Below are 17,177 nucleotides of genomic sequence, written 5' to 3'. Positions count from 1 at the left end.
TGTCGACCGACGATCGGCGAAGAGAATCGGCGGCGGTCCATGTAGCGGCCGACGACACTCTCCGATTCGGGCCGACACGCGGGCACTGAGTTCCGTACGCCCAACAGGTCGAACCTAGGCTGGAGGGCGTTATGACGGATCCCGGCGAGCAGGCACCGCTGCTTGATGAGGCAGCAATCGGTAACGAAGCGCAACGTGCAGGCGTTTCCCGCCGGGTCGCGCCGGTGAACAGCGACATCCCCTTCACCAAAGACGGGCTTCTCGACAATGTGACGCTGAACCGCGACTGGTACGCGGGTGTGCAGCCTCGGTGGGGTGAGGACCTCGCCGGTACAGGAGACTCCTACGTCCTCCTCGCGCCCGGCGGGGCGGGCAAGACCACCCTGATCCAGCGTCTCAAGCATCTAGCCTCGACCGATCATGCTGTTCTGCTCGGATGGTCTTCTGAAATGGCGAAAGGTGCTCTGAGCTGTGATAATTCGATTTGCTTAGGACCGAATACGCAGTTTGAGGAGCACCCTTCTGGTGAGGGAGTCTACGTCGTGGTACCCGTCGCTGAAAATTGGCGGGGACGGGACAGGTGTGGTGTCGCAGGCGGGAGCGGTGGCGCTGCTGCGGACCGCGGTGAAAGTGGGCCTCGATCGGGCGTTGTCGCAGGTCCTGGTGCCGTGGCGGAAGCCGTTGTCCGTCCATGATCCGGGGAAGATCCTGCTGGACCTGGCGGTGATGGTCGCGATCGGCGGCGACTGTGGCGCCGATGTGGCGTTGTTGCGCGGCGAGCCGGAGGTGTTCGGGCACGTCGCCTCGGACCCGACCGTGCACCGGCTGATCAGCACACTGGCCGCCGATGCGCCGAAAGCGTTGGCCGCCATCGCTTCTGCTCGCGCCGCCGCGCGCGCGGCGGCTTGGCAGGCCGCCGGTGATCGGGCGCCGGATCATGCGATCACCGCCAGCGACCCGCTGTCCATCGATCTGGATGCCACCCTGCTCGACTCGCATTCGGAAAAGGAATGCGCGGCACCGACATACAAGAAGGGCTATGGCTTCCACCCGCTGCTGGCGTTCGCCGATCACGGACTCGACGGCACCGGCGAGCCCCTCGCGGAGCTGCTGCGACCGGGCAACGCCGGCGCCAACACCGCCGCCGACCACAAACGGGTCCTCGCCGCCGCGATCGCGCAACTACCCTGGCGGCCGGACTACCGTGTCGGCCGGAAAGTGCTGGTGCGCACCGATTCCGGCGGCGGCACCCACGACTTCGTCGACTACTGCACCGCCCGCAGAGTCCAGTACTCGCTGGGATTCACCCTCACCGACACCATCGTCGAAGCGGTCAACGAGATCCCCGCTGATGTCTGGACCCCAGCCTACGACGCCGACGGCGACGTCCGCGACGGCGCCTGGGTCGCCGAGGTCACCGACATGCTCGACCTCGACGGTTGGCCCGACGACATGCGACTGATCGTCCGCAAAGAGCGTCCGCACCCCGGCGCGCAGCTGCGGTTCACCGACGTCGACGGGCTGCGACTGACCGCGTTCGTTACCAACACCCGCCGCGGCCAGCTCCCCGACCTGGAGTTACGACACCGCCGCCGCGCCCGCTGCGAGGACCGCATCCGCGGCGCGAAAGCCACCGGGCTACGCAACCTGCCGTTCAAATCCTTCGACGCGAATCGGATCTGGGTCGCGATCGTCGCACTCGCCCTCGATCTGACGGCCTGGCTGCAGACCATCGGTCTGCACGACCACGCTGCCCGGCGCTGGGAACCGAAAACACTTCGCTTGCAACTGTTCTCGATCCCCGCCCGGCTCGCCCGCCACGCCCGCCGCGTTCACCTGCGCCTGTCCAAGCATCACCGCGGCACCGGCCTGCTACTGACCGCCCTCAACCGCCTGCAACCAGGATGACCAGCACAAACCATCCCTACGATCACCGAAAGGACTTCCTCCCGGGCCCGTGGAACCCGGCAGCCACCCGCTGACCGGGCTACCCTGCGTTGCCCACCGGTCGCTGATCAGCGGCCCAAGACCAATCCGAAACCGATCAGACCAGGCCGGACACCCCGAGAAAGATCGAGGCTAGAGCCCGACAGTGATGTGATCGACCTACGGATGCACGATCTCCGATCCCTCATCCAGTATTTCGACAACCTCTCATCGGATGGAACATCGTCTTCAGAACTTCCTCGACCCTCTATCTTCATAGATTCCATCGATGAAGCCCTGCAAATCATGGGAGGGGCTGTTGACCATCACCGCGGTAGCAAAGGAAGATCGACGCATGGATCCGGTGACAGCTGTGGTGGTTTCAGCGCTCGCCGCGGGGGCGGCTGCGGGGATGAAGGATACGGCGACCCAGGCGGTGAAGGATGCCTACTCGGAGCTGAAGAAGCTGATCAGCCACAAGTACGGGGATGTGGACGTGACGGCACTTGAGCGTCGCCCCGACTCGGCCCATAAGAAGGAGTCACTGGCCGAGGACCTCGAAGATGCTGGCGCGGACAAAGATCCAGAGTTGGTTGCCGCAGCCGCTGCGGTGCTCCAGGCTGTAGAACGGCACGCCCCGCATGTCGTAATAGGCGTCGATGTAAAGGATCTCGTAGCCACGGCGCTAGAGGTCGTCGATGTCAAATCATCTGGCGATGGGGTACGTATCGAGAACGGCTCGATTGCCGGTGATGTTCGGATCCATGGTGTGCAGGCGGGGATACTGGCGCCGCCGGACCCCGATTCGACGCGGTCCTGAGCCCCGGTCGTACCGCGTCGCCCGTACCTAGATACGGCGGGAGTAACTTCTTTACCGGGAACACAATCCACGGCGATCTCACGGTACAGGGCACCGAGAACGTGTACCGCTCGCTGCGTGAGCTCGTTCAGTTGTTTGGAGGCTCCGATCTGCCAACTATCGGTGACCTCAATCCCTATCAGTTAGGGGTGACCAGTTCAGCGTTCGGTAACGCTCATGAACATGGCCATCGCGACGGTTACGTACCTCGTACCCGCAACCTGGTCGACGCCAGAGTGTCGGAAGCCCTGGGCAGTCCTCAGGTGGTTATCGTCGTGGGTCCGTCGAAGGCGGGCAAAACCCGCACCGTCTTCGAAGCGATTCATACTCATCATCCAACTGCGAAACTGTTATGGCCAATCGCGGATGGGATCCGCGAACTCGTCGCACATCCGCGTGTTGCGGCCACCGGTGACACCATAGTGGTTTGGCTTGATGACCTGCATGAATACCTGACATCATCGGATAAACTAACCCCTAATGTGTTGGCGCGTCTGAGAGAACGGCCCGGCCGGACCATAGTCGTCGCTACTTTGCGGTCGGAGATGCGAGCCCAACTTCGGAGCGATGGGGAACTTCAGCGCGAAACGCGACTCCTACTTGAGCAAGCCAAGACCATTGATTTGGCTTCCACTAGTGAAGATCTCTGCGAGCAAGCAGCCGCAGGCCAGATCTACCCGGATCAGAGCTTCAACGGCTATGGCTTAGGCGAGGTCCTTGCCGGCGCACCAGAACTGTTGCAGCGCTATGACGATGCCGCTGAGATCGATCCAGTGCAACACGCGGTGATTCAGGTTGCAATCGATTGGACGCGGATCGGGCAACCAGACGCGATCCCCGAGCAAACGCTCACCGAACTTGCAATGCATCGCCTTCGCGAACGACGACCGGACCTCGATCTCATTAGTGAGAGCGTCCGTGCGGCTATCTCATCCGCCGGCACATCCCCCAAAGGCGTCGGCAGAGCGGCGGCCTTGCGTACCATATTTCTCGACAGCAAGACTCGCGGGTACCACCCCTTTGACTATCTCGTCGCCGCAGATGACGGTCAGGGTGACCGCGAGCCTCGGCCGATTCCAGATGCATTCTGGCACATGGCGACTCGTGACGGGGATTATCTGGTTCTTACCCTAGTCGGAATCAGCGCGCAACGGCGGGGCGATTTGAGCACAGCAGTCTCGCTGCTTCGTCAGGCCGTGGTAACGGAAAACGCGCTCGCCATGTTCGCCCTTGGGAGCGCGCTAACCAAGCGGGATGAAGTAGAGGAAGGCGAAAACTGGATCCGGCGAGCTGCCGATAAGGGGAACCCATCCGCGATTCTGGCTACGGCGTCTCTTTTCAAGGATCGTGGCGAATTTGAGGAAGCCGAGAGATGGTGTCGCAGAGGCGTCGACACCGGGGACTTCCGCGCGATGAACAATCTCGCCTTTCTGCTCGTGAGACGAGGTGCGCGGGAGGAAGCCGAGACTTGGTATCGCAACGCCGCTGACGCCGGAGACCTTCGGGCGAAGCACATTCTTGGGTACATGCTCAAGGAACGTGGTGCACTTAAGGAGGCCGAACCGTGGTACCGCGCGGCCGCAGACAACGGACACCCGCCCGCAATGCAGGGTCTAGCTATACTGCTTGCCGACCGAGGTGAGGTAGAGGAAGCCGAGACTTGGTATCGCAGGGCCGCGGAAAACGGACAAATTGACGCAATGCATGCACTCTCGACTCTCTTCATGGAGAGAGGGGAGCTGCAGGAAGCTGAGGCATGGAGCCGGAGAGGCGCAGAAAACGGAGACCTCACGGCGATGTACAACCTCGGGTTCTTTCTCCAAGAACGGGGCGAGCTAGCAGAATCCGCAATATGGTGTCGCAAAGCCGCCGACGGTGGACTTCCCGCCGCGATATCCATCCTTCCGGCTCTCCTCGAAGAACTAGGCACTGTGGGTGGGGCCGAAGTATCAGCCCAGTAAGGCCCTCTGTGGCGAAAGGATTGCCCCTCATCGAGATGCCGGCCGCGGAACGCCCCAGTGAGTCGGAAGGCGATCAGGTGACAACCGATAAGCCTCCTCCGAAGATTGCCGCCGTACCTAGCTACGCCGGCATGATCGGCAGCCCGGTACACGCGACCGCACTCGACGGATCCACAGCCAACATCACTCTCAACGAGGTTCGAACGAAGAACGAGCACTGCATCGGCGCGCTGCCCTGCGTGGTCTTCGATCTGACACCTCCGACAAACCCTTCGCGCACAGCGAGAGTTCCGTGGTGGCGGTACGTGTCTGCGGCGGATTCGTGGGCCCTCAGCAAAAGCGGTTAAGGGAGCGATCCGTCGGCTGATTACAGGCCGTTCATGCCGCCGGGGCCGTAGGCCACGTCAGTCAGGGCGAAACCAAACGCGGCCTCGCTATATCTATGATCGGCTCGCCGCATCAGCCATTGATCCTGGCAGTTGATGCTCCAGACGGCCCCTTCGCACATGAAGCCGCGTGGCAGGTCAGCCCGTAGCAGCGGCCGTGGTTGGTGGTCCTTCAATGATTCGATGCGGCCCTAACAAACGACCGTGACAGCGGCTGAACGTTTTACAACCTATTGGGTGCCGACGATTCCATGACGGCACTTGTAACAGTAGCCCAATCAAGCGCAAGATGGTCACGCATTAGATCCAGGAAATCCTGCCGCCGCTTGGTAATTGAACTGAAGAGATCTCTAACCGGCTGTGTTTCAGGTATATGTTGTTGGGTCATAGCAAAATTCGTTAGGGCGGGAATCGCCCCATCGACCAGCGAGCGTACGTCCTTATTCAGTTGGCGCGTAGGCTGGTCGAGCTTAGTCCCTTTGGTGACGACAAGTGCATACAGCAATGGGCCTTCAACATTATGCAACCAACCCTGAACGAAGGCCTTAACCACATCGTGGATCTCTACGGCGAGTGGTGTTGATACTTCTTCATTGCGAGCGACGTTCAGATCAAACGAGTATGGGAGATCATCGAAGAAGTTGAGGACATCGTTGACAGAGAGAGCTTCCGCTGCGATAGCGCTCCACAGATCAGCGATGGCCTTGCTCGTCTCTCTACGACGGTCAATCTCATGGTCGATCTGCCGTTGCAGCTCAGTCCGTTCCTCGGATTTAGCTGACTCACGAATCGATCTTCTTGATTCAGAGAAAGCCAGTACCAGCGCAGTTAGCGTGACTGAACCGAAGACCCAAGTCGACACCGTACCGAACTGTGCGATACCCCAGTGGTTCGCCAGCCCAAGCGCAACCAATCCGACCACGATCGCCGCAAGCCCACACGTTGCGCCCACGATCGACCAAGTCGCCGACGGGCGCTGCCCGTTGGGGACAAGAGCGACTGGATGCCCGGTGGTCTTAGGTTCATCACCCGACTCAGGCTGGTCACCGGTCAGATTTTGTGTGGTCATCGGCGTTCCTCAGTGTGGCCTGCGTCTTAGTTTTTGGAGCCCGAGGATACATCGGCTCTGAATTGGCCAAGTTGTTCATCGAACTTCTCACACAGTCGCCCTACGAACGAAGACCAGTCCCGCACACCCTTCAGGTTGAGAGAACCGGGAGTCGTACCCTTGTGTACTATCTCGCCGCGAACCTGCACCAACAATGAGATATCACGACGAACGGCGGCGTTCGACTTGCTCTGCCACTTAATATCCTGCAGTGGCGAATAGCCAAGGACCTCTTTGTAGAGGCCGGTTACCTTCCCGACGGACGCCGTGTTAAAGCCATACCGACCCGTGTCGTCGCCTTCGATTCGTTCGCGGACTAACTCCACAACCTGGTACCGCCAGGCATCGCCTACGAAGGTCCATGGGCTTGGCTTCAGTTCCGCAACCCACGTGCGGAAGGCGACAGGCAGCTCGTCTGGTTCACCATCGGCAACAAGGAGCTGCACGGTCTCGACCAGCGCCTCTTCGACGTACACCTCCCACGCGGTGTAACAGAGCGCGACGCTCGACCGCAGAAGATGTCCGTAGCCAGCGCCAGCTGGACGACCGCGCTTCGGATCGCTTTGGGCGGGATGGTGGTCAAGTAACGAAGCGACATCGGCCAATACCTGACCTGCGCGGGCGAACGCGTTGGAGTCGGTCATTCTTTGTAAACGCCGATCGGCTCCGAAAGCCCATCGCAGCGAGGTGTGTCGACGACCAGCATGATCAGAAACCTATCATCTCGAATAGACTGTTACACAGAGTCTTCCGCAGATGAGCACGTCACAAAGGCAGTTCACGCTTCGAGCGCATCAAGTGCTGGCCCGACTGAACTCCTAACGAGGCTGTACCGCCGCCGCCCCGCTGCTCGGAAGCAGTCGTGTGGGCACTGATGGATACGACCCCGGCTAAGGACGGCACTTCCGAGTAGATGTGTACCGCGTAGGGTCTAGGGCGTGAAGCGTGCGACGCAGTGGAACATCCTCGGAGAGCAGCTGGTCGATGAGAATCGGCATATTCGGCTCTCGACGGTCGACGTCGAACTGCCGGACGGTGTCCGGTTCACGCAGTATGTGGCTCGGATGCCGCGGTGCGCGATGACATTGGTACTCAACGAGAATCGCGAGGCGCTGTTGATGTACCGGCATCGATTCATCATCGATCAATGGGTGTGGGAACTACCCGGCGGTTACGTCGATCACGCCGAGGATGTCGCGGTGGCGGCGGCGCGGGAGGTGGAGGAGGAGACCGGGTGGCGGCCGCGCGCGATGGAGCATCTGGTGACCTATCAGCCCTCGATCGGTACCCTGGATCAACCGCAGGAGATCTATCTCGCCCGGGGCGCGGATCTGACCGATACCGCGCCCGATATCAATGAGGCCGAGGAGGTGCGGTGGATCCCGCTGTCCGAGGCGGCGGCGATGATCGATCGGGGTGAGATCGTGGGTGCAGCGACGGTGGTGGCGGTCTATCGGGCGCTCAGCCTCGCCGAGTGAGTTCGAGGATCTGCTGGCGAAATTCGGCGACCTCGGTCAAGTCGTTGAACGGCCGCAATCGGTAGCGCAGATCTCGCAGGTAGGACAGGCTCCGGCGGGACGCGAGATCGACCGCGATATCGAGCGCGCCGAGCCCGACCCGCACGGCCTCCCGTGGGTCAGTCACTGTCAGGGCAGAGGCGAGCAGGCTCAAGTTGAATGCGCGTCCGCGCTGGTAGCCCGCCGACATTGTCAATGATCTTTGTGCGAATTGCGCTGTGCGCGTGTGGTCGCCAAGTTCGCGGAAGCAATGGGCGGTTTTCGCGGACATGTAGGACTGGTCGAAGTAGGCCAGCCATACCGGTTGTTCACCGGGCCGGACGCGATCATAGGCGCGTTCGGCGGCGGTGAGCGCTGTGGTGCAGGATGTTTCGTCCTGACGGGCGGCGTGGCCATGTGCTTCGACCATGTGGCATTCGGACTCGAGGGCGGCCAGACCAGCAGTGCGGGCAGCGATCTGCGCGGCGCGGGCCAAGTCGATGGCATCGCCGGGCCGACCGACGTAGGTAGCCTGGTGGCTCATCGCGGCCATGATTTCGGCACTGAGCGCGCCGTCGCTGGCGGCGCGGGCAAGGCGGAGGGCCTGGATCAGGTACCGCTGAGCGAGGCCGTGGTCCTCTTGGTCGTAGGCGGCCCAGCCTGCCAGGCGTACGAGTTCGGCTGTGGAGCCGAACAGTTGGCGGCCGATGTGCTCGTTGAAGCTTCCGCGCAGCAGCGGTGCGACCGAGCTGTGGAGGTATTGGACGATCGTCGAGCGGACCTTGCCGCCACCGACCTTGTTGTCGAGATCCCGGAAGGCGGCCGCCATCGATTGCACCGCATCGACATCGATCTGTCCCACCCGTCGTGACGAGCCGATCGACACAGGATGCTCGGGGCCGGGCAGTGTCAGCCACCGCATGGAAGCAGCCGGGTAGACCGCGACCGCATAGGAGGTGTCCTGCAGGAATCGTCGGTGTTCGATGTCGCTGCGCCACAACGTGGTCGAGGCGTCGACGGCGCCGGAGAGGCTCAGTGAGAACTCCAGGCCAAGATCCGCGGCCGCATCCCGGGGGTTGGACATGCCGCACATGGCCGGTGTGATTGTGCGCCCGAGTAATTCGGTCAGCGTGTCCGCGATCAGCTGCGGCACCGGCGGCTGCGGCTGCTCCCCGGAGAGCCAGCGCCCGATCGAAGTGTGGTCGTAGCTGAGCTTCAGTCCGAGACCGCGGCCCCGGTCGACGACGCGGCGGGCGAGTGCCTTGCGTACCCCGCCGGCCTCTTCGACCAGCTCCTCGAACTGCCGATTCGGTTGTTTCGCACGGCGTCCCATGAATCGCAGTGTGGCACCGGTAACACCGAACCGCTATCAATCGGCGATTGCGCACGCCCCCTGTGCACACACCCGCCCATCCCACACGTCTACCGCCGACCGCCCGACGTGCAGTGAACTGGCAATCAGCCCGATACCGGGTGGGCCCCTTCGACCCACGAGCTCGCGGTATCTGGGTGCGCTGCAACGACCGCCGAGTACCGGGAGCTGCCGGACATGGACATCCTTCTTGCCATCACGCTCGTCTCGCTACTGGTCTTCGCCGCCGCCGCGACCGGCCGCGCTCTCACCAGCAGCGGTTGCCCCGCCGCTCGGCTGACTGTCGCCGACATTCAGGCGCGGCTGGCGGCCGAACCGCCACCGATCTACGTTCCGATCAGTCGGGGACGGTGAGCGATGGCCTTCACCGAAGCGGAAGCGAAAGTGCTTGGTGCACTGTCGAACCTGGAGCCGCCCCAAGCGCTGACTGTGCGGCAACTCTGCCGCGCCACCGGACTTCCCGAAACCTCGATCCACCGGGCACTGCTGCGACTGTCGCGCACCGGGTTGGCGATGGGCACCCTGCAAGGACCCGCCCGCTGGCGCAGCACCGCGCGAGGCCGACTCGCGATCACCCGCCCCGTATACCGCGACTACGCCGGGACACGACCATGACCCACTACGTGATCGGATTCCTCCGCCCCGACGTGTCGGACGAGCGGTGGCAGCACGACGAGGCACAGATCCACACACTCGCCCAGGAGCGCGGATGGTCGATGGTCCTGGTCTACTTCGGCGTCCCGAACCGCCCCGGCGCTGTGATCAATCGGCTGATGAATCTCGCCTATACCGAATGCGTGAACGAGGTGATCGCCCCAACCATCGACCATTTCGAGCCTGACGATCTCCCGGCCCTGGTCAAGATCGCCGACGTGATCTGCGCGGACACCGGCATCAGGTACACAAACGACAACCTCAGCGACCAGCCGAAAGCCATCACGATTGGAGAGGGGGTGAACTGATGAAGCCCCTGGAACCAGGCCCGAACGGCAGCAGCCACGACCTGTGGAACGTGCCCGTCAATGCCGACGACGATGGACAAGACCAAACCGGCCTGATCAACCGCAGATAGCGCCATCCACCGCCCATCCATATTCAAAGCACCCCAGGGGCAAGACAATCGCCCCTGGGGTGCTTGCGTGTGGCGATACCGATCGTTATCGAACCGTTTCGCACTGAAATGTCGAAATCGGGCCCCTTCTCGGCAGTTAACAGGCGCGCCAAACCCATATGCCGGACTCAGCGGATCTCGTGATTGATGCCGAACCTTGACCGCGGAACACGGAATCGCATCAATTCCGGTCCCGGACGCGCATAAACACGGGTTCCGCTGCCAGTACAGGGTGACCGCCACTCCAAACGCCGAACATCCCATAGGAGCCCAGATGGAACGCCCCGAACCCGGAGACAACGCCCCGACCGGCACCGAACCCGCCAAGCCGCCTGCCCGCGAACGCGCCCACCAACGCTGGCACATCGACCGAATCGACACCGAACCGCTCACCGCCACCCAACACGACCACGCCGTCACCCTCCTCGCCGACCTCATCACTTCATGGACCCACCGTCCCCACACCAACAACGGGCAGCCGAAGGCCGCATGAAACGCCACGATCGAAATGCCCACCACACCAATACATTCGAAAACCGATCGAGGGACAATAGACCCGGTGACATTTCGGACCGAATCGCTAACCCGAATTCCGGTACGCCACAGGTTGTTTCGGACATCCGAGAATGCGAGAAGCGTGTCTCGATGGGAAGGATCGGCAGCATGGCAGGCAGCAAGAAGTCCTCAACTCCGCGTATCACTACCGACATTGCCGCATGGGAGCAGGACGTGCGGGTAGGGACTTACACCCGCCGCTCCACCACCGAAGACAACCAGCCCTATTCCATCGAAGCCCAGGACACCCGGCTGGCCTCCTATATCGATTCCCAACCCGGCTGGCGACACACGACGTCCTTCACCGACGACGCCTCCGGCGCAAGCACCGAGCGCCCCGGCTTGCAACGGGCGCTGCAAGCCGCGCGTGCCGGGCTCATCGACGTACTCGTGGTCTACCGGGTTGATCGCTTCTCCCGCAACCTGCGCGACCTGGTCACCCTGCTCGACGAACTCGACCGGGCCAAAGTCGTGTTCCGTTCCGCCACAGAACCATTCGACACCTCCACACCCATGGGCCGCTTGCTGGTGCAGATGCTGGGCATGTTCGCCCAGTTCGAACGCGACACCATCATCGACCGCGTCATCGCAGGCATGGAACGCAAAGCCGCCAAAGGCAAATGGAAGGGCGGCAAACGGCCCTACGGCTACCGGGTCGACAGAACCACCCAAACCCTGGTTGTGGACGAAGTCGAAGCCGTGGTGGTGCGCATGATCTTCGACCTCTACTCCTGCCGCCGTCTCGGTGCCCGTGCCGTCGCCGCGGAGTTGAATACGCGCGGGCATCGTGCCAGCACTGGCCGCGAGTGGTCCGGCCATCATGTGCTGCGGATCCTCAACAGCCGGATCTACCTCGGCGAGTTGACCTTCCGCGACACCACCGTCACCGGCACCCACCCCGCGCTCATCGAGACCGAGATCTTCGACCGCGCTCAAGCGGTCCTCGGAGCGCGCGGGGAATCCCATGCCCACCGCGCCGCGAACTCCTCGGACTATCTCCTGACCGGACGCTTGCGCTGCCCACGCTGTGGACGCGCCATGATCGGCACCCGCGCCACCGGACGCTCACGCACCTACCGCTACTACACCTGCTTCAACCGCGCCCGCTACGACGCCGACAAGTGCGACTTCACCCGACTCGACGCCGACTCCGTCGACGTCGCCATCCTCGAAGCCCTGGGCACGTTCTATCGCACCCGCCACGACCTGATCAGCCAAGCCGTCACCGCTCAACGGCGAAACCACCGAGACGCCAGTAGCGACACCTGCGCCGAATTGGCCACGGTCTCCGCTGAACTCGCCAAAACCCAGCAGGCGATCGACCGCTATCTGAACGCCTTCGAAAACGGCACCCTCGACCCCGAACTCCTCGCCGGACGACTCGGAGAATTACGCGCCAAGACAACCCAGCTCGCTACCCGCCGCGACCAACTGACCGCCACCCTGGCGAATGAACCCACGGCCCCGGAACCCGCCGCGCTCGATGGCATCGCCGACCACATCGCGGAGATCATCGCCACGGGCACCCGCACTCAAGCAAAGGCACTCATCGAAACCCTCGTCGCCGACGTCTCCATCACTGGCCCCGATCGCCTCGTCCCCACTTTCCGCATCCCCCAACCCGGAAACGACGTTGGGGCTGGTACCGCTTCTGCGGTACCAGCCCCAACGGAGTCGGTTCGTGCAATGACACGATTGGTGGAGCTAAGGGGAATCGAACCCCTGACCTTCTCGATGCGAACGAGACGCGCTACCAACTGCGCTATAGCCCCGCGGGGACGTTTCCGACCCGCGCTGGAGAACTTTAGCAGGTGGGGCGGGGAGTCGACGAATCGGCTGGTTGGAGAGGGTTTCTGTGGATGTGGGCGTGGGCAGGCGGCGGGCGTCGGCTGATCGCCGCACTCCGTTCGGGCCTGAGGCGCCGAACTGAGTCCTCAGACGGGCTCGCTGTAGGAGTCGAGCACCCGCAGGAACAGATCGAGGCGGTACTCGCGCACTGCCGGGTTGTCCGGTTCCAGTAGGCACTGGCCCAGCGTGCCGTCGTGCACGGCCACCAGCGCCCGGCCCAGTGCCGCTGGATCCGGGACCCGTCGGCCGTTGCGGTGCATGAGTGCGACCACCACGGGGATGAGTGCGGCGGCGATCGCCTCCTCCCGTGCCACCATCACCTGCCGCAACGCGGGATTGCGCAGGGCGTGCGCGGTGAATTCCGAGGTGATCCGAAACCACTTGTCATCCACCGGAACTGCCGTCAGCACCTGCTCGAGCGCCCGCCGCGGATCGCCGTCTATCGCGCCCGGTGCATCCAGTATCGCGGCCGCCTCGGCCAGCATCGATGCCGACCGCTGTTCCCACATGGCAAGGAACAATTCCTCCAGCGAGGTGAAATTCGAGTAGAAGGCGCCCCGCGTGAATCCGGCCCGTTCACACACCTGCTCGACCGAACACCGGCCGAACCCCTCCTCGGCGAAGGCCTCGAACGCCGCGTCCAGTAGCCGCTGCCGCGTCCCGGCCCGGCTGCGGCGCACCTTCACACCCCCGGCCGCCCCATCGGCAGCCGCCCCCTCCCGCTCGGATTCGTCATCGGCCCTGCTCACGCCCGCATCGTATCCGGTCCGGCGACCTCGCCAGCGAGAGTGCCGCGTGCCCTGGCCGTCGCGCCCACCTGTCGTGCCGGCGACGACGTTGTCGAATGCCGGGCCTGAACAGTCCAACGGTGCAGTCCATCTGTCGGCGGCGATCTCGTGGAACGCCGGGCAGGGACAGACGAACCGTGCAGTCCATCTGTCGGCGGCGACCTCGCGCAATGCCGGGCAGGGACAGCCGAACCGTGCAGTCCACCCGTCGGCGGCGACCTCGTGGATGGCCAGGGTCGGACAATCGAATCGAGCTGCGCGTCGCGGTCGGCCGAGCCTAGGGGCGGTGGACGGGGAGGCCGGCGGCTTCGGCGGCGTCGGTGAGGACCTGCTCGAGCATGGCGGGGGTGAGGCGGCCGGTGAAGGTGTTCTGCTGGGAGGGGTGGTAGGTGCCGAACAGGTGGAGGGGGGCGCGGCCGGGGACGGCCGGGGCGAGTTCGATTCGGGCGCCGTGGGTGAAGCGGGGCTTGGGTTTGGGTATGGCCCAGCCGGATTCGGCCAGGGCGGGCAGGAGGGCTTGCCAGCCCCAGCCGCCGAGGACGACGATCGCGCGGAGAGTGGGTGCCAGCAGGGTCAATTCGGTGGTCAGCCAGTGGCGGCAGGTATCGCGCTCGGTGGGGGTGGGTTTGTTGCCGGGTGGGGCGCAGTGCACGGGGGCGGTGACGCGGGTGCCCAGCAGCCGCAGGCCGTCGTCGGCGGAGACGCTGGTCGGCTGGTTGGCCAGACCTGCGGCGTGCATGCAGGCGATGAGGACGTCACCGCTGCGGTCGCCGGTGAACATGCGGCCGGTGCGATTTCCGCCGTGCGCGGCCGGCGCCAGGCCCACGATCAGCAGCCGGGCGTCCGCGGGACCGAAGCCTGGCACCGGCTTGGCCCAGTAATTCTCGTCACTGAAGGCGGCCCGCTTCTCTTGTGCGACCTGCTCGCGCCATGCCACCAGCCGGGGGCAGGCACGACACGCGGTAAGTTCCGCGTCTAGCTGGGCAATTGTGCGGCACACAGGGCCGACTCAACCATAAAGGGGCTCCGACCGTGCGGCGGAGTGCCGGTGTGGCGACCGGGCATACTGTCCGCCGGTAGCCGAGAGTTAGCGACCTGGAAGGGAACGGCCACACATGAGTGATCTCGTCGAACTCGGTACCCCTGTCGACGCGGTACAGAGTGTGGGAAACCTGCTGGGCGTGTTCGCATTCGGAGTGTCGGGCGCACTGCTCGCGGTGCGTCGCCGCTTCGATGTGGTGGGCATCGCGGTGCTCGCGGTCGCCACCGCCACCGGCGGCGGAGTGATTCGCGACGTCATCATCGGCCGCACCCCTCCGCTGGCCTTCGTTCAGGTCTCCTACGCCGGGGTCGCGCTGCTGGCCGCGGTTGTCATCTTCTTCTGGCATCCGCCGGTACGCCTGGTCCGCACCCCGCTCTACACCGCCGACGCCATCGGGCTCGGCCTCTTCTGTGTGACCGGCACCGTGACCGCTTTCCAGCACGGCATGTCGGCGACCTCGGCGGCGGCGCTGGGGCTGGTGACCGCGGTGGGTGGCGGGGTGATCCGGGACGTGCTCGCCGGCGTCACTCCGAGCGTCCTCAGTGATGGCGAGTTGTACGCCGTGCCGGCCCTGCTCGGGTCCGTGGTGACGGCCGTGCTGCTGCACTACGGCCAATACACATACTGGACAGGCGGTTTGGCCGGTGCGGGCGCGGTCGGCCTCCGCTTGCTCGCGCTGTATCGCCACTGGCACGCCCCGATGGCCCGCCCCCACCGCCGCCGTGACGGGTGACCGACGCGCCCGCGTGGCAGACCTGTCGTGTCGCCCGGTGCGGTCCGGGCTGATTGATAGCATGGCGAAGGCTTGGCCGACTGGCTGTGAATCACACCTCGAGAGAGTTTCCATCCAATGCAGTTCGAGATCGTCGAGCGCGACGAGACGTGGGTTGCCGGGTTGCCGGTGCGCAGTCCCAAACGTGCGCTCGGTGAACTGCGCGACCACGATCTGGAAGTGGCCTGGGCCGCGGTCCTGCACCAGGAACTCGGCGGTCCGCTGGCCTCGGCCTACACCGACTACGCGGCCGAGCTCGGCACCTACAACACCCAGATCGTCGGCTACCAGTGCGGCTCGCTCGACGAGGTGACCCGCGGCCACGTGGTGGCCCGCCTGCCGCGCGGCACCTACGCCCGCTTCTCCTCGGTCGGCAACTTCCCCCAGGTGATGACCGATCTGTGGACGCAGATCGCCTACGCGGAGGAACACAAGCAGATCAAGCGCATTCACACCGGCGACTTCGAGACCTATCCGCACGCGTACAAGATCGATCTGTACCTGGCGGTCGAGCCGTCATGACCTATTCGATCGTGGTCCGGCCCGGTGGGGTCTACGGCGGCCTGGTGGTTCCGCGGGTGCGCCCCAGTTTCAAGGTCTCCAACAGCGAGCTCATCGAGTTCCTGCGCGACCGCCTGCGTGACCGGGAGGGCGCCGAGCGCCCGCTGGCCACCGTCTACGTTCCCGACCCGGCCGGCAACTACAACGTGCTGGTCTCCTACGAGTACAAGGGCCCCGACGACGTACCGGTCGGTGACGTCCTCATCCGCGTCCCCAAGGGCGTCTACGCCCGCTTCCGGCCCAATGGCGATTATCACGATCCGGCCGAGGATGTCTGGGCTCAGGTCGACGACGCCACCGCTTCCGCCGAGATCACCCGCGCCTACCGCGAGGAGATCGAGATCTGGCACGGCACTGCCGAACTGGAGCTTTTCATCTCCATCCTGGTTTGATTGCTGACTGTTAACCCAATGGGTACCAACCGGTCTTGTCGTTGTATTTCATGGTTGACAGCAATGGTTTGACCGGGGGGATTACTGGAGCCACGTTTGGGTTTCGGGGCATTTGCCGGTTGCCTGGACAATTTCAGTTGGCTGACGGATACTCCCCTAGGCGCCCACGTCCGACGGCGGTTGATGCATGACTGTATCGGGCGAAGGCGCAGCAGTCGCGCGGGTCGTTTTTAGTGGAGTGGAACTGTATGTCAGTCGAACCGATCGAGCGCGTCCCGGCGCAAGGCCCTGGTCACGGTATGCTCCGATTTCGAGAGCCGCTGACGGGATACACGATCCTGGTGGGTCCTCCGGAGGCGGATCCGGGCCTGTGGCGCCAGAACATGGATGGTGCACTCGAGGCATATCGGCGGTTCGGCGCCGAGGAAGCGCTCGAGTACGACAAGGTGATCGACGGCCTCTCCACCTCCCTCTTCTTCGTGGCGCTGGATGCCGGCGGTCGGGTGGTCGCGGGGGTCCGGGCGGAGGGGCCGCACAAGCAGGTCGACGAGATGCGCGCGGTCGCGGGCTGGGCGGGATTGGAAGGCGGCCCGGCCTTCCGGCGTCTGGTGGCCGACCAGATCCCTGACGGTGTGATCGAGTGCAAGGCCGGTTGGGCTGCTCGCGACTGCGAACACCGCCGTGCGCTGGCCGACTGGATGGCCAGGGCGTGCGTTCATGCCGCGTTGCTGCTGGGGGTCCGCTACACGAGTGCGCATTCGCCCGAGCATGCGCTGAATCTCTATCGCGGCAGCGGAGCGAATGTGGCCTGGTGGATTCCGCCGTCATCGTATCCGGACGACCGTTATCGTACGTTCGCGATCTGGTGGGATATGGAGACTTACGATTCGGTGGCCACGGAATCGCAGGCTCGGTTGCTCGATCTCGAATTATCCCAATTGACGCAGAATGGTCTTTTGCCACGCATTGCCTGGACTCCAGCCCAGGGCTCGGCCTGAAC

Annotated in this window: 17 protein-coding genes, 1 tRNA gene and 1 pseudogene; 13 read left to right on the top strand and 6 right to left on the bottom strand. The window is 63.9% G+C overall.

The window, feature by feature from the left end:
• Nucleotides 1-525: 525 nt before the first annotated feature.
• From ACQP1O_RS38420 to ACQP1O_RS38410, 3 genes are all read left to right on the top strand, one after another.
• Nucleotides 526-1,908 (top strand): IS1380 family transposase, encoded by a 1,383-nt coding sequence (locus tag ACQP1O_RS38420; protein WP_433563211.1) that lies wholly within the window; start codon nucleotides 526-528, stop codon nucleotides 1,906-1,908.
• A gap of 337 nt (nucleotides 1,909-2,245) precedes the next feature.
• The gene (locus tag ACQP1O_RS38415; protein WP_433563210.1) at nucleotides 2,246-2,746 is read left to right on the top strand and encodes a hypothetical protein; all 501 of its coding nucleotides are present in this window, start codon (nucleotides 2,246-2,248) and stop codon (nucleotides 2,744-2,746) included.
• Between the two features lie 101 nt (nucleotides 2,747-2,847).
• Nucleotides 2,848-4,746, top strand: coding sequence for a tetratricopeptide repeat protein (locus ACQP1O_RS38410; protein WP_433563209.1), 1,899 nt, complete (start codon nucleotides 2,848-2,850; stop codon nucleotides 4,744-4,746).
• A gap of 609 nt (nucleotides 4,747-5,355) precedes the next feature.
• On the opposite strand, the gene ACQP1O_RS38405 is transcribed toward ACQP1O_RS38410, so the two are convergent.
• Together ACQP1O_RS38405 and ACQP1O_RS38400 are read right to left on the bottom strand one after the other, a co-directional pair.
• Complete coding sequence (locus tag ACQP1O_RS38405) at nucleotides 5,356-6,201, bottom strand: hypothetical protein (RefSeq protein WP_433563208.1); 846 nt, start codon at nucleotides 6,199-6,201, stop codon at nucleotides 5,356-5,358.
• Nucleotides 6,202-6,227: 26 nt separating this feature from the next.
• On the bottom strand, nucleotides 6,228-6,884 hold the full coding sequence (locus ACQP1O_RS38400) for a hypothetical protein (RefSeq protein ID WP_433563207.1): 657 nt from the start codon (nucleotides 6,882-6,884) through the stop codon (nucleotides 6,228-6,230).
• A 294-nt stretch (nucleotides 6,885-7,178) separates the two neighbouring features.
• Between ACQP1O_RS38400 and ACQP1O_RS38395 the strand changes: the two genes are divergently transcribed.
• On the top strand, nucleotides 7,179-7,718 hold the full coding sequence (locus tag ACQP1O_RS38395) for an NUDIX hydrolase (protein WP_433563206.1): 540 nt from the start codon (nucleotides 7,179-7,181) through the stop codon (nucleotides 7,716-7,718).
• Here ACQP1O_RS38395 and ACQP1O_RS38390 read toward each other — a convergent pair.
• A complete protein-coding gene (locus ACQP1O_RS38390; protein WP_433563205.1) occupies nucleotides 7,702-9,069 on the bottom strand; it encodes a hypothetical protein in 1,368 nt (455 codons plus the stop codon). The genes ACQP1O_RS38395 and ACQP1O_RS38390 overlap by 17 nt on opposite strands.
• A gap of 216 nt (nucleotides 9,070-9,285) precedes the next feature.
• Here ACQP1O_RS38390 and ACQP1O_RS38385 point away from each other — a divergent pair, with 216 nt between their 5' ends.
• The 5 genes and pseudogenes from ACQP1O_RS38385 to ACQP1O_RS38365 form a co-directional block, all read left to right on the top strand.
• Nucleotides 9,286-9,462 (top strand): hypothetical protein, encoded by a 177-nt coding sequence (locus ACQP1O_RS38385; protein WP_433563204.1) that lies wholly within the window; start codon nucleotides 9,286-9,288, stop codon nucleotides 9,460-9,462.
• A gap of 3 nt (nucleotides 9,463-9,465) precedes the next feature.
• Nucleotides 9,466-9,723, top strand: coding sequence for a helix-turn-helix domain-containing protein (locus ACQP1O_RS38380; protein WP_433563203.1), 258 nt, complete (start codon nucleotides 9,466-9,468; stop codon nucleotides 9,721-9,723).
• Nucleotides 9,720-10,070, top strand: coding sequence for a hypothetical protein (locus tag ACQP1O_RS38375; RefSeq protein WP_433563202.1), 351 nt, complete (start codon nucleotides 9,720-9,722; stop codon nucleotides 10,068-10,070). Before ACQP1O_RS38380 ends, ACQP1O_RS38375 begins: the two co-directional genes overlap by 4 nt.
• A 423-nt stretch (nucleotides 10,071-10,493) precedes the next feature.
• The gene (locus ACQP1O_RS38370) at nucleotides 10,494-10,712 is read left to right on the top strand and encodes a hypothetical protein (protein WP_433563201.1); all 219 of its coding nucleotides are present in this window, start codon (nucleotides 10,494-10,496) and stop codon (nucleotides 10,710-10,712) included.
• Nucleotides 10,664-11,941, top strand: a pseudogene (locus tag ACQP1O_RS38365) (recombinase family protein); the annotation flags it as partial. The gene ACQP1O_RS38370 and the pseudogene ACQP1O_RS38365, both read left to right, overlap by 49 nt.
• A gap of 529 nt (nucleotides 11,942-12,470) precedes the next feature.
• Here ACQP1O_RS38365 and ACQP1O_RS38360 read toward each other — a convergent pair.
• The 3 genes from ACQP1O_RS38360 to ACQP1O_RS38350 form a co-directional block, all read right to left on the bottom strand.
• Nucleotides 12,471-12,546: transfer RNA gene (locus ACQP1O_RS38360), tRNA-Ala, on the bottom strand.
• 162 nt (nucleotides 12,547-12,708) lie between these two features.
• Entirely contained in the window at nucleotides 12,709-13,302 is a 594-nt protein-coding gene (locus ACQP1O_RS38355) for a TetR/AcrR family transcriptional regulator (protein ID WP_433567932.1), read from the bottom strand.
• A gap of 385 nt (nucleotides 13,303-13,687) precedes the next feature.
• On the bottom strand, nucleotides 13,688-14,410 hold the full coding sequence (locus ACQP1O_RS38350; protein WP_433563200.1) for a uracil-DNA glycosylase: 723 nt from the start codon (nucleotides 14,408-14,410) through the stop codon (nucleotides 13,688-13,690).
• A gap of 115 nt (nucleotides 14,411-14,525) precedes the next feature.
• On the opposite strand from ACQP1O_RS38350, the gene ACQP1O_RS38345 reads away from it, so the two are divergent.
• The 4 genes from ACQP1O_RS38345 to ACQP1O_RS38330 all read left to right on the top strand — a co-directional run bounded on the left by ACQP1O_RS38345 (nucleotide 14,526) and on the right by ACQP1O_RS38330 (nucleotide 17,175).
• Entirely contained in the window at nucleotides 14,526-15,185 is a 660-nt protein-coding gene (locus tag ACQP1O_RS38345; RefSeq protein WP_433563199.1) for a trimeric intracellular cation channel family protein, read from the top strand.
• A gap of 117 nt (nucleotides 15,186-15,302) precedes the next feature.
• Nucleotides 15,303-15,746: a GyrI-like domain-containing protein gene (locus ACQP1O_RS38340; RefSeq protein WP_040861458.1), complete on the top strand. Its 444-nt coding sequence runs from the start codon at nucleotides 15,303-15,305 to the stop codon at nucleotides 15,744-15,746.
• On the top strand, nucleotides 15,743-16,177 hold the full coding sequence (locus tag ACQP1O_RS38335) for an effector binding domain-containing protein (RefSeq protein ID WP_379387402.1): 435 nt from the start codon (nucleotides 15,743-15,745) through the stop codon (nucleotides 16,175-16,177). The genes ACQP1O_RS38340 and ACQP1O_RS38335 overlap by 4 nt, the downstream gene beginning before the upstream one ends.
• A 248-nt stretch (nucleotides 16,178-16,425) precedes the next feature.
• Nucleotides 16,426-17,175 (top strand): hypothetical protein, encoded by a 750-nt coding sequence (locus ACQP1O_RS38330; RefSeq protein WP_433563198.1) that lies wholly within the window; start codon nucleotides 16,426-16,428, stop codon nucleotides 17,173-17,175.
• Nucleotides 17,176-17,177 lie beyond the last annotated feature (2 nt).

This window comes from Nocardia sp. CA-151230, from assembly GCF_050942175.1.
In the GTDB taxonomy this organism is placed as follows: domain Bacteria; phylum Actinomycetota; class Actinomycetes; order Mycobacteriales; family Mycobacteriaceae; genus Nocardia.
Note: the sequence above shows the minus strand (reverse complement) of the source record. Positions and strands in the feature narration are given on the sequence as shown.